Origin of the sequence: Halobacillus sp. B23F22_5 (genome assembly GCF_043497085.1) — a bacterium.
Classification (GTDB): domain Bacteria; phylum Bacillota; class Bacilli; order Bacillales; family Halobacillaceae; genus Thalassobacillus.
The window spans coordinates 321,326-333,297 of the sequence record NZ_JBIEKI010000001.1 but is presented as its reverse complement, the minus strand read 5'-3'; the positions used below and the strand labels follow the sequence as shown (position 1 = coordinate 333,297).

Here is an 11,972-nt window from a genome sequence, read left to right as displayed (position 1 = left end):
GTGACGGGGTTCTGCGCGCTAAATTACATCTATTTAGTTTTATTCCGATAAGCAGCATGATTGGTAGACCCGATTCCCCGCTCGAAAGAAAGGGCATAACGGATCGCTTCGGTTACAAATTCTTTCGCGAGGCCGACTGCATCCTCTATTGAATTACCTTTAGCCAGTTCAGCCGTAATTGCTGCAGCATACGTGCATCCTGCTCCACTCGTATGGATGGTATTCACTCGTTCAGAACGGTATTCTGTAAAGTTTCCTCCGTCATATAAAATATCCACTGCCGGGTAATCAGCGAGAGCACCGCCTTTGACCAGTACATAACCCGGCCCTAATTGATGCAGCTCTTTAGCTGCCTGGTACATATCTTCAAGGGTTTCGATTTTATCCCACCCTAAAATCTTAGCTGCTTCCATTGTGTTAGGCGTGATAAGCTCAGCAATTGGAAAAAGATGATCTTTCATCGTGTTAATGGCATCATCCTTCAATAATTGCGATCCCATTTTCCCAATCATGACTGGATCGACTACAATATTGTCTACTTTTACTTCCTTTAATATAGCAGTGACATGCTCAATAATCTCTTTAGTAAACAGCATACCTGTTTTCAGCGCATCAACCCCTACATGCTCGAATCCCGCGTATATTTGTGCCTCAATCGCCTCGAGCGGTTGCGTGAATATCCCCTGCTCTGTTCTGGAATTATTAGCAACGATTGCAGTAATGGCACTCATACCATACACTCCCCGTTCCTGGAAGGTTTTCAAATCTGCCTGAAGCCCCGCGCTCCCTTGTGCGGCTGATCCAGCAATCGTCAATGTCCGAGCGATAGTCATAGTGAAAATCCTTTCTCATTTTTTCATTATCATACTACGCCTGCTGTTATAAACCAATGATGAGGCTCCGGTAATGGATAGCAGCGCTAATCTCTGTTAAAATCAACATTAGATTAATGTAAAAGGGGGACATAGATATGAAAATTGTGTCGATTGAACCGACGCCGAGTCCCAATTCGATGAAAATAAATTTGGATGAAGAGCTCCCGGCAGGCGACACCTATAATTTTAAGCAAGGTGATGATCTGCAGGAAGCACCAGATCATATAAAAGATCTCCTCGCTATCGAAGGCGTTAAAAGCCTGTACCATGTCATGGATTTTATCGCGCTGGATCGAAATCCACGCGCTTCGTGGGAAAATGTGCTGCCACAGGTAAGGGAAGCACTGGGTACCAAGGAAGAAAATGAGGGTCAGGAAAACACCCAGCAGCAAGCTGCACAAACAGAAGATGCATTTGGCGAAGTAAAAGTCTTCGTTCAGATGTTCCGAGGTATACCGATGCAAGTGAAGCTTGATGATGGTAATGAAGAGAAACGTGTCGGACTCCCGGAACTATTCAAAAATGCAGCGATGAAAGCTTCACCAGCTTCCCCTAATATGGTCATGGAACGAAAATGGGTTGAACAGAACCCTCGTTACGGCGATATGGAAGAAATCGGTCAGGAAGTCGCAGAGGAACTGGCTGCCAGCTATGATCAAGCACGTTTGGATGCACTTGTTGAACGTGCTTTCGAAGAAGGAACCGAAGAAAAAGCAGAAGCACCAAGCCAGGACAAGCAAGCGGATATTCTGGAAAGTCTTGATGCTTCTGACTGGAAAGTACGATATGCGGCTCTCGACCGGATGAACCCGTCCTATGAAGACCTTGCAATATTGGAAAAAGCGCTTCATGATGAAAAAGGTTCTATCCGTCGCCTGGCGACTGCCTATCTTGGTATGATTGAAGAGCCGGAAGTCCTTCCTTACCTGTACCAGGCGTTGCAGGACAAGTCGGTCACGGTACGGCGAACAGCTGGTGACTGCTTATCCGATTTAGGCTTCAAAGAAGCGATGCCTGAAATGATCGCTTCCCTATCGGACCCGAATAAACTTGTCCGCTGGAGAGCAGCCATGTTTTTATATGAAATCGGAGACGAAACGGCAATTCCAGCATTAGAAGAAGCCATCAACGACCCGGAATTCGAAGTACGCATGCAGGTAAAAATGGCACTGCAGCGAATCCAGGGCGGCGAAGAAGCAAAAGGCTCCGTCTGGCACCAAATGACAGAAGCCCGAAAAAACAATTGATTTTATATGCTTGGAAAATAATGATTATAATTACGCTCTTTACGCTATCAACAGCAAAAAATAATTATATTTATCATTTAAAGGAGGATTTAACATGAATGCTTATGAAGAATATATGAAACAAATGGCACAGCCGATGCGTGATGAATTGACAAACGCAGGTTTTAAGGAACTGACGACTCCTGAGGAAGTCGATGAATTTGTAGCTAACACAAAAGGTACAGCACTGGTCGTTGTCAATTCCGTTTGCGGATGTGCAGCAGGTCTTGCCCGTCCGGCAGCGCGAGAGTCGTTGGCCTTTGAAAAAACACCGGAACACCTTGCCACTGTTTTCGCTGGTCAGGACCGTGAAGCAACAGCACGTATGCGTGAACATTTCGAAGGATTAGAGCCTTCTTCCCCATCGATGGCACTAATGAAAGATGGAAAAGTCGTTCATTTCATTCCACGGGAAGATATCGAAGACTTCGAAGTAGAAGAAATCGTGGATAACCTGACAAATGCTTACGACAAGCATTGCTGAACTGTTGCGTGATTGCCATTTATTTTGCGAATAAGATCTTCGGATAACCGCACCCAGCCAATTGACAATCCCCCTCTCGCGATATACCATTATAGGTATATTGCGAGGAGGGGTTTTTCGTGAGCGAAGAGAACAAGAAGCATTGTTACCAGGGCTCCTGACAAATTTCCAAAACCGATGATGGTCAAAAGGCGAATAACGGCGGCAAGCCAAAATTCCCACCGATATGACCAGGCACCATCGGGATGCTCCTGGTAGGAGTATATATTGTTATCATGCAGCTGATACGCTGAAGAGGGGCCTCCGTGCCCCTCTAATTACATATTCGGAGTGATTCCATGTTCGAAATAAAACCCCATCCAGAATTATCCTGGTCCATTTCCCGCCACAAAACTCTGCTCGAATGTCCCAGAAAATATGGCTACGACTATTATGCTTCCCATAACGGCTGGCTTCGGGATGCTGATTCCCTGGCACGTCACACATACCGGTTGAAAAAATTGACCAACCTGGAAATGCTGTTCGGAAGTATTGTTCACGATACCATCTACCAAGTCATTCAATATTATTTGGATAAGAGGCAAATCCCTTCTGAACAGAAGTTGATCGAACGTATACGACAACAGCTAAATCAGGGTTTCATAGATTCGACACGCCGGGAGCATCTGTGGCATGATAAGCCGAAACATTATACCATGCTTCATGAAATCTATTATAGCCAGCACGATAGGCTTCCTGAAAATAAAATAGCTAAAATTCAAAAACGGCTTGGTACAGCTATGAACAACTTCCTGACAAGCCAAACATTCCAGGATATCCAATCTCCGGAAAATATCCGTTTTGTCGAATCAGAAGACTTTCGGTATATGATGGTCGGCGATGTCAAAATATATATTGTCATGGACCTTGTCTATCGTGACCTAATAGAAGATAAGTGGGTCATCGTTGATTGGAAAACCGGTAAAGCATCTGCAGAAGACCGGAATCAGCTGGCGCTATACGCCCTCTATTTAAAGCAGCGCTATAACATAGATTCCCTGGATAAAATCGTTATACGCAATGAGTACCTGCTGGAAGGCTACCATAAAGAACACGCATTGAATTCAGCTGACTTGATCAATGTTCAAAACCTTTTTGGAATGAGTATACAGGAAATGTCCAAGTACCTGATTGATGTTGAAAAAAATGAGCCCGTTGATATCAATCAATTTCCGATGTATCAGGAAGAGCGTAAATGTGCCAGATGCAACTACCAGGAACTTTGTTTCGGATTATAGTATCATAGATTAGGACTTTTGCATTACAAAAATAGTTAAAAATATTCTGACTTTTATTCCTCCTCTCTTTTATAATTGGTATTAAACCATCTTGAGGAGGAATTTTTTTGAATAAAAAACGATTATTACCAGTATTGGTTTTGTCGACTACGATGTTCGCCGGAACGATAGCACCTCTCCCTTCGGAAGCTGTACATAGTGAAGCCTCCACAGAAGCGATCACAGAAAAACACGGCCTCAATAACGGAAACAAGCCTTTATTTGTCATCGAAAAGCAAGCAGAAAAGCATAAGGCCAGCAATGCTGCTACTGCTCTTGAACATTTAGAAAAAAACACCAGTAAATATAAAATTAAAAATCCAAAAGCAAGCTTACTAGAAAAGAAGACAGAGAAAGACGACTTGGGCATGACACATGTGCGTTTCCAGCAAAGTAAAAACGGGATTCCAGTAGAAGGAAGCGAAGTGATTGTCCATTACAATCAGGACAATGCCATTACTTCAGTAAATGGAGAATTCAATACTGCTGTTGAAAATGCAGAGGTAACTACCGAACCTGCTATATCTCAGGAACGAGCATTAGCTGCAGCTAAACAGGCTGTAAAGGCTCCAGAGAAACTCGATTATGCACCATCCAGCGAGCTGGTCATTTATCCTTTCGATGATAAGGCCTATCTCGCTCATAAAGTGAATGTCAATTTCCTTGGTGAAAAGCCAGGTAACTGGTATGTATACGTAGATGCCGAAACCGGAAAGGTCATCGATCAATATAACGCCTTGATGCATGCCGATGGCTACCTGCCGGCGAAAGGATCTGGAACCGGTGTCTTAGGAGACCATCGCAAACTGCATGTTTCACATAAAAATGAAAAGACTGGGGATGGAACAAAATTTTATCTTCAGGACAACTCGCATGACGGTTTAGACGGCATCTATACATATGATCTCGCCCATCAATGGGGAGGACTTCCGGGTGAAGTACATTCTAAGGTGGGATCTGCATGGAATGCGGAGTACGATCAGCCTGCTGTAGACGCTCATTACAATTCAGAAAAAGTGTACGAATATTATTTGGAAGAGCATGACCGCAACTCAATTGACGGGGAAGGGATGGCGATCAAGTCGAGCGTCCACTTCGGTGAAGATTACAATAATGCATTTTGGAACGGACACCAAATGACTTATGGGGATGGAGACGGGGAATTTTTCGTCCCATTATCTGCTGGTCTTGATGTCGCTGCCCATGAAATGACCCACGGCGTCATCAGCCATTCCGGAGGATTAAAATATCAATTCCAGTCCGGTGCCTTGAACGAAGCTTTTGCAGATATTTTTGGTGCCCTTGTTGATGAAGAGGATTGGGAAGTCGGTGAAGATATCATGGCAGAAGCTGCAAAGGAATCCGGCAGAACCTCGCTTCGAAGCTTGAGTAATCCTAGTAAATATCCAGTTGGGGCCACATATGCTCCATACGGGGATGGCAGTGGCATGTATCCATCCCACATGGATGAGTATTATGATCTTCCGAGAGACCTTGATAATGGCGGGGTACACATTAATTCTTCGATTATCAACCATGCCGCTTATTATACAGGTGAACAAATCGGTAAGGATAAACTGGGACAAATCTATTACCGTGCTCTCACTGTTTATTTCACTCCTGACACGAACTTCAGCCAGGCGAGACAAGCACTGATTCAATCTGCGACTGATATTTATGGTGAAGGCAGTGAAGAAGTCCAGGCAACTGAATACGGACTTAACCAAGTAGGCATTACCGAGTAAATGGACAGCATACCCCGGATACCTCCAGCTTTGGAGGGCTCCGGGGTATTTGTTTGTAAGATAGCATTGCCCAAATGTAAATCTAATTTCTATGTGATAGATTTCTTCATTCGCAGGACTAAACGCATCGGCATAAATGACTAATAATTGACAATTTTCTGATAGAATGATAGACTCAAATCTGAATCTGATGCTTTTCTTACTTTCAGATTTTTTGTAAACGGTTACAAAAATTGACCTATTGAAATGGAGGAATCAATTAAGATGGTTTATGCATTTCCAAACACAGAAGGATCGATAGTAGAATTCAAGAAAAAATATGATAACTACATAGGAGGTAAATGGACAGCACCTGTCAAAGGACAATACTTTGAAAATGTCACACCCGTAACTGGACAAGCCTTCTGCGAGGTTGCAAGATCGACAGAAGAAGACGTCGAGTTAGCGCTGGATGCTGCCCACGCAGCGAAGGATTCCTGGGGTAAGACCTCGGTAACAGAGCGTTCATTGATTCTCAACCGCATTGCTGACCGTATGGAGGAAAATCTCGAAAAGCTTGCGGTAGCTGAAACCTGGGAAAACGGTAAAGCCGTGCGTGAGACATTGAATGCCGACATCCCACTTGCTGTTGACCACTTCCGTTACTTCGCTTCCGTCATTCGTTCCCAGGAAGGATCAATTGGTGAAATTGACGGAGATACGGTTGCTTACCATTTCCACGAACCGTTAGGTGTCGTAGGACAAATTATTCCGTGGAACTTCCCGTTATTGATGGCAACTTGGAAGCTGGCACCCGCTTTGGCAGCTGGAAACGCTGTTGTGCTTAAGCCTGCTGAACAAACGCCGGTGTCCATCCTGTATTTCTTTGAAATGATTGAAGATCTGCTCCCACCAGGGGTTGTGAATATTGTAAACGGGTTCGGTCTGGAAGCCGGTAAACCGCTTGCCTCCAACCCGCGTATCAACAAAGTCGCCTTTACAGGTGAAACGACGACAGGCCGTATGATTATGCAATATGCTTCACAGAACATTATTCCGGTAACGCTAGAGCTTGGCGGTAAATCACCGAATATTTTCTTCGAAGATATCATGCGTGAAGATGATGATTTCTTTGATAAAGCAATTGAAGGTTTGGTCATGTTCGCTCTTAACCAGGGTGAGGTTTGTACCTGTCCTTCCCGCGCGTTAATTCAGGAGTCCATTTATGATGAGTTCATGGAGCGTGCAATTGAGCGGGTCAAACAAATTAAAATCGGCAACCCGCTTGATCCGGAAGTGGCTATGGGGGCCCAGGCTTCTTCTGAACAGATGGAAAAAATCCAATCCTACCTGCAGATTGGTAAGGAAGAAGGGGCGGAATGCCTCGTTGGCGGTGAGCGCAATAAACTGGAAGGCGATTTAGCAGAAGGGTACTATATCCAGCCTACCGTCTTCAAAGGAAATAACAAGATGCGTATTTTCCAGGAAGAAATCTTCGGTCCGGTACTTTCTGTAACCACGTTCAAAGACCAGGACGAAGCGATGGAAATTGCCAATGACACCTTGTATGGACTTGGTGCTGGTGTCTGGTCAAGAGATATGAATACTGCCTACCGTTTCGGCCGTGGTATTGAAGCTGGCCGGGTATGGACCAACTGCTACCATGCCTATCCTGCTCATGCAGCTTTCGGTGGTTATAAAATGTCAGGTGTCGGCCGTGAGAACCATAAGATGATGCTCAGTCATTATCAGCAAACGAAAAACCTGCTGGTCAGCTACAGTCCAAAGAAACTTGGCTTTTTCTAAAATCAAGCGATTTTGAAAAGGAGCGTGAATACGATGGTTGAACGCGTAGTGGCAACAGATTCCGCTCTCCAGCTGATCGAAAAACTGAAAGAAAAACATGGTCCGCTTATGTTCCATCAATCGGGCGGCTGCTGTGATGGCAGTTCCCCGATGTGCTATCCGGATGGGGACCTGATCATCGGAGCTCAGGATGTGCTGCTTGGTAAAATTGGCGACACGCCATTTTACATCAATAAGCAACAATATGAATACTGGAAACACACACAGTTGATCATTGACGTGGTAGATGGCCGTGGAGGTATGTTTTCACTGGAAGGTGTGGAAGGCAAAAGGTTTCTGAGCCGTTCCCGCGCTTTTACAGATGAGGAATACCAGGAGCTTAAATCAGAAGGAGCACTCTAAGCGCACAAATAGCAGGCAAGCTGATATCAGCTTGCCTGTTTTCTTTTTAGCCATTAATTAGTAGGAACAGTTTGGGAGGTTAAATCCCAGACAAAATCGCCCTCTTTTAACCAGACAGCCAGGCGTTCAATATCATTAGCAAACACTCGGTCTTCCTCAATCGATGGAATGAAAGTCCGTACTTCCTCATACAAATCTCTGGTTGCAGCAGCCATGTGCTCCACTCCCCTGTGTTCGACCGCCTGCATGGCACAAATCAGTTCAACCGCAAGGACACGGCGTAAATTAGCGATGATCTGATACGCATGACGCGCAGCGATTGTTCCCATACTGACATGATCTTCCTGATTAGCAGAAGAAGGAATCGAATCGACGCTTGCCGGATGGGCAAGTGTCTTGTTTTCCGAAACGAGCGATGCAGCTGAATATTGCATAATCATCGCCCCGGACTGCAAGCCTGGATTCGGACTTAAAAAAGGCGGCAGGTCATTCAGCTGTGGGTTAACAAGCCGCTCCACCCTGCGTTCTGAGATATTTGCCAATTCTGCCACAGCTACTTTCATGAAATCCATCGCCAGCGCAATCGGCTGCCCGTGAAAATTCCCGCCAGAGACGACCACTCCTCCATCTTCAAAAATTAATGGATTATCCGTCGCGGCATTCGCTTCTATTTCCAACTTGTCATGGACATAGGCAAGACTTTGCCAGGAAGCTCCATGGACTTGTGGAATGCAACGGATCGAATAAGCATCCTGCACCCTTTTCTCCCCTTGCCTTGTGGTCAAATTACTATCAGCCAGCAGCCTTCTCATTCGTGCAGCAACGTCCACCTGTTCACGATAGCCACGCGCCTCATGAATGGCAGGGTGGAAGGCATCCATGATGCCATGCAATCCTTCCATCGTCATGGCTGCAATCCATTCACTTTGCATAGCCAGTCGTTCCGCTTCAATAATATTGATCGCTCCCATCGCGGTCATCGCCTGCGTACCATTGATGAGTGCCAGCCCTTCCTTCGCTTTAAGCTTTATTGGTGCTAACCCGATTGTTTCCAGGGCCTCTGCAGCCGGCATTTCTTTTCCTTGAAAATAAACACGGCCTTCCCCGATCAATACAAGTGCCAAGTGAGACAGCGGTGCTAAATCACCTGAAGCACCCAGTGATCCCTGGCTTGGGATGACAGGATGAACTCTTTCGTTCACGAGCTGGCAGAGCCGCTTCACCACTACTTCTCTCACACCTGAAAACCCTTTTAGCAACGTATTCAACCGCAGCAATACCATGGCACGTGCTACGACTTCGGGGAATGGATCTCCCACGCCACAGGCATGCGACCGTATCAAGTGCAGCTGCAGCTCATTGACATCCCCTTCTTCAATCGATACATCACTGAATTTTCCAAAACCGGTATTAATCCCATAAACCGTGCGGTGTTCCTCGACAATTTTTTCGACAGCCTTCCGTCCCTTTCGGACAGCTTTTAAACTATCTTCTGAAATGCTGACTTCTTCCCCATCTATACAGACACGCTTGATATCACTTATAGTTAATGATTTTCCATTTAACTCTACCATCATCCTCACTCCTTTTTTGAATATGAAAAAGGAGACGACAATGGCATATGAAAGCCAATGTCGCCTCCTATCAACTGATTACTTTAGGCAACGTTCTTATATATGATTGATTCCTAAGCCCATCGTTTCGTGCTCGAGCCCTTTCACAGGTGCTCCGATCGTACCGTAAAAAGCAACGGCGATCCATTCTCCTTCTCCATTACGGTCATAAGGTTTACCCCTTACCACAGCGAACTTCAAACCAACTGTACGCATCATATCACCGATGGCTATCTGCCCTCTGGTTACACCCTCTAATGCTTCCAGGATGGCATGGTAAAGTGAATGCGTTTCCCGGTACACTTCCTCGGATATGATCTGTTGCCGCTTTGCAGCCGTTTCTACAGCCGAAATCACTTTTTGCATGTTCATTGACCCGGCACGGCCGAGGCAGAACTCCACATCCTCCAATTGTGTTTCAAAAGGGGAAAGCTCCTCCTCATCAAGCGTTGCAAGCAGCACAGCTAACTTACCGATTTTTACCCGTTGACTCATAGGTACACCAAATTTCTTTTGTAAACTTTTCTAGTCACTAATAGCTACTTTAATTGTAATCGTTTTCTAAAATGTCTGTCAATCACTAATTGGAAATTTTAGTAAGGTAGCGTGTTAAACGATTGGTGAGATTATTCAAATCTGCATAAATTTCCATTAGGTAATCAAACTAATGAAAAATAAGTTGAGGTGGAACTATGCAAACACATCGAGCAATAGAAATAACAGAAGCACCTACTATGATTGACGTCACATATAATGGCGTGCCGATTTATATCCAGCATGTGGATGAAAAAAATGAAACAGCAAGAATTTATCCATTAGATAGTCCAGAGGAAGAAATGGAAGTAGGTCTACGAGGGTTGCAGGAACAGTAAATACATCGGCCACTTAAGGTGTTAAGTTGATGGGATGAAAAAAGCGGGTCCTCCTGAAAGGTACCCGCTTATTCTACTGACTTGTTATAAAGGAAAGGCGATAGCTATGGTTGTACCTGCGCCAACTTTACTTTCAACCATCAATTTCCCGTTGTGACTCTCGACAATATTATTTGTAATCATCATTCCAAGGCCTGTGCCATCCGACTTCGTAGTGAAAAATGGGGTGGTAATTTTCCTTAGCTCTTCTTCTGTCATCCCGCATCCTTCATCCGCAAAGCTAATTTTCATTTTGTCCTTACATTGATCGATTATGATACGAAGACGCCCGCCTTCATGCATCGCTTCAATGGCATTTTTTATAATATTTATAAATGCTTGTTTCAATTTATTTTCAATCCCATGGACCAAAGGTAAGGAGGTATTTTCTTCAAATTGAATCGTAACCTTATTACTTGCTGCATGGGCATGCATCAAACTGATCGTCTGTTTGAGGGCGACATGGAGATCAATAGGCTTCATATCTTCTTCAGAAGGCTTGGCCAGCGTAAGAAATTCATTGACCATCAGGTGGATACGATCTATCTCTGAGAACATAAGGCTTTCATATTGCGTATGCTCATGCTTATGCTTACTGATGTCGAGTAATTGAATGAACCCTTTCAATATCGTCAAAGGATTTTTGATTTCATGGGCGATACCCGCTGCGAGCTCACCGACAAGGTTCATTTTTTCATACTGCTGAAGCAAATAGTTGCTTTTCGTCTCAAACTCTTTTTGAGCTGAATTATTCCGGAAAACGGCTTGCATCGCTTTTCTTCCCTGGTATTCGATGATAGATCCAGTACTCGAAACATCCATTGTTTCCCCGGAGGGTAAGACAAGCCGAATATCAAAAATCCCGCCCACTTCCCCATTTTCTAGAGCTTCGACTAACTTTCCCCGGTACCATAACCAGTCTTCTTTAAAAATGAAATCGGATAATGGCTGACCGATGACATCTTCCGCCTTGACCCCTAATGTCTCTGTAGCTGCCTGATTGATATATAAGATCTGCTCCGCGTCATGAATTGCCATAGCATCAGGAGCACCTTCCACCAGTTTACGGAATTCCCTTTCCCGGATCATAAGTTCTTCTTCTTCCAGCTTCCGTTCAGTGATATCCTGCAGCTGGATGATCAGATGAGATTCCTTCGATTCATCCTTGTAAACAGAAATACTTAGCCGGCCCCATATCATTCCACCATTATTTGTATAACAACGCTTTACTATTTCAAAAGCTTCTATTTCTTCCTCGGCCAGCCGCTGGAATTGACAAGCTACCAATTTGAAATCCTCAGGCGGTGTCAAATCCATAACATTCTTTTGCAATAGTTCTTCTTCCGTAAAGCCCAATATCTTACAGAACGATCGATTTACCATCATAAAGTTTCCATCCATATTTACAATTGCCATACCTATGAACGCCTGGTTAAAAGCATTCATGAATGCCCCTTGCGTTTCTATTTTATCCAACATGAGAAGAAACCCCTTATAAAATGTATTATCATCATTATAAACGATTCGATATGAAATTCCTGTAAGAATAGTAAAA

The 11,972-nt window shown here is 44.4% G+C and carries 11 protein-coding genes; 7 read left to right on the top strand and 4 right to left on the bottom strand.

The window, feature by feature from the left end; genetic code table 11:
* Positions 1 to 29 precede the first annotated feature (29 nt).
* On the bottom strand, positions 30 to 833 hold the full coding sequence (gene thiD / locus ACGTN9_RS01635; RefSeq protein WP_499589879.1) for a bifunctional hydroxymethylpyrimidine kinase/phosphomethylpyrimidine kinase: 804 nt from the start codon (positions 831 to 833) through the stop codon (positions 30 to 32).
* Positions 834 to 970: 137 nt separating this feature from the next.
* Between thiD and ACGTN9_RS01630 the strand changes: the two genes are divergently transcribed.
* The 6 genes from ACGTN9_RS01630 (at position 971) to ACGTN9_RS01605 (ending at position 7,893) form a co-directional block, all read left to right on the top strand.
* Complete coding sequence (locus ACGTN9_RS01630) at positions 971 to 2,122, top strand: conserved virulence factor C family protein (protein WP_499589877.1); 1,152 nt, start codon at positions 971 to 973, stop codon at positions 2,120 to 2,122.
* Between the two features lie 94 nt (positions 2,123 to 2,216).
* Complete coding sequence (locus ACGTN9_RS01625) at positions 2,217 to 2,645, top strand: BrxA/BrxB family bacilliredoxin (RefSeq protein ID WP_499589876.1); 429 nt, start codon at positions 2,217 to 2,219, stop codon at positions 2,643 to 2,645.
* A 338-nt stretch (positions 2,646 to 2,983) separates the two neighbouring features.
* On the top strand, positions 2,984 to 3,922 hold the full coding sequence (locus ACGTN9_RS01620; protein WP_499589874.1) for a PD-(D/E)XK nuclease family protein: 939 nt from the start codon (positions 2,984 to 2,986) through the stop codon (positions 3,920 to 3,922).
* 107 nt (positions 3,923 to 4,029) lie between these two features.
* Positions 4,030 to 5,706, top strand: coding sequence for a M4 family metallopeptidase (locus ACGTN9_RS01615; protein ID WP_499589872.1), 1,677 nt, complete (start codon positions 4,030 to 4,032; stop codon positions 5,704 to 5,706).
* Positions 5,707 to 5,970: 264 nt separating this feature from the next.
* Positions 5,971 to 7,491, top strand: coding sequence for an aldehyde dehydrogenase (gene adh / locus ACGTN9_RS01610; protein WP_093042579.1), 1,521 nt, complete (start codon positions 5,971 to 5,973; stop codon positions 7,489 to 7,491).
* A gap of 33 nt (positions 7,492 to 7,524) precedes the next feature.
* On the top strand, positions 7,525 to 7,893 hold the full coding sequence (locus tag ACGTN9_RS01605; RefSeq protein ID WP_093042577.1) for a DUF779 domain-containing protein: 369 nt from the start codon (positions 7,525 to 7,527) through the stop codon (positions 7,891 to 7,893).
* Between the two features lie 53 nt (positions 7,894 to 7,946).
* On the opposite strand, the gene hutH is transcribed toward ACGTN9_RS01605, so the two are convergent.
* Together hutH and hutP are read right to left on the bottom strand one after the other, a co-directional pair.
* Positions 7,947 to 9,467 carry a histidine ammonia-lyase gene (hutH, locus tag ACGTN9_RS01600; RefSeq protein WP_499589869.1) on the bottom strand — a complete coding sequence of 507 codons (1,521 nt, stop codon included), beginning with the start codon at positions 9,465 to 9,467 and terminating at the stop codon, positions 7,947 to 7,949.
* Positions 9,468 to 9,563: 96 nt separating this feature from the next.
* On the bottom strand, positions 9,564 to 10,001 hold the full coding sequence (gene hutP / locus ACGTN9_RS01595; protein WP_499589867.1) for a histidine utilization transcription antiterminator HutP: 438 nt from the start codon (positions 9,999 to 10,001) through the stop codon (positions 9,564 to 9,566).
* A gap of 197 nt (positions 10,002 to 10,198) precedes the next feature.
* Between hutP and ACGTN9_RS01590 the strand changes: the two genes are divergently transcribed.
* Entirely contained in the window at positions 10,199 to 10,378 is a 180-nt protein-coding gene (locus tag ACGTN9_RS01590; protein WP_499589865.1) for an H-type small acid-soluble spore protein, read from the top strand.
* An 84-nt stretch (positions 10,379 to 10,462) separates the two neighbouring features.
* On the opposite strand, the gene ACGTN9_RS01585 is transcribed toward ACGTN9_RS01590, so the two are convergent.
* A complete protein-coding gene (locus ACGTN9_RS01585) occupies positions 10,463 to 11,896 on the bottom strand; it encodes a PAS domain S-box protein (RefSeq protein ID WP_499589863.1) in 1,434 nt (477 codons plus the stop codon).
* Between the last annotated feature and the right edge of the window lie 76 nt (positions 11,897 to 11,972).

Coding starts and splice junctions, on each gene's coding strand:
- hutH (WP_499589869.1), bottom strand. CDS start 9,467: ATGGTAGAGTTAAATGGAAAATCATTAACTATAAGTGATATCAAGCGT.
- ACGTN9_RS01605 (WP_093042577.1), top strand. CDS start 7,525: ATGGTTGAACGCGTAGTGGCAACAGATTCCGCTCTCCAGCTGATCGAA.
- ACGTN9_RS01620 (WP_499589874.1), top strand. CDS start 2,984: ATGTTCGAAATAAAACCCCATCCAGAATTATCCTGGTCCATTTCCCGC.
- ACGTN9_RS01585 (WP_499589863.1), bottom strand. CDS start 11,896: ATGTTGGATAAAATAGAAACGCAAGGGGCATTCATGAATGCTTTTAAC.
- thiD (WP_499589879.1), bottom strand. CDS start 833: ATGACTATCGCTCGGACATTGACGATTGCTGGATCAGCCGCACAAGGG.
- ACGTN9_RS01625 (WP_499589876.1), top strand. CDS start 2,217: ATGAATGCTTATGAAGAATATATGAAACAAATGGCACAGCCGATGCGT.
- hutP (WP_499589867.1), bottom strand. CDS start 10,001: ATGAGTCAACGGGTAAAAATCGGTAAGTTAGCTGTGCTGCTTGCAACG.
- ACGTN9_RS01630 (WP_499589877.1), top strand. CDS start 971: ATGAAAATTGTGTCGATTGAACCGACGCCGAGTCCCAATTCGATGAAA.
- adh (WP_093042579.1), top strand. CDS start 5,971: ATGGTTTATGCATTTCCAAACACAGAAGGATCGATAGTAGAATTCAAG.
- ACGTN9_RS01590 (WP_499589865.1), top strand. CDS start 10,199: ATGCAAACACATCGAGCAATAGAAATAACAGAAGCACCTACTATGATT.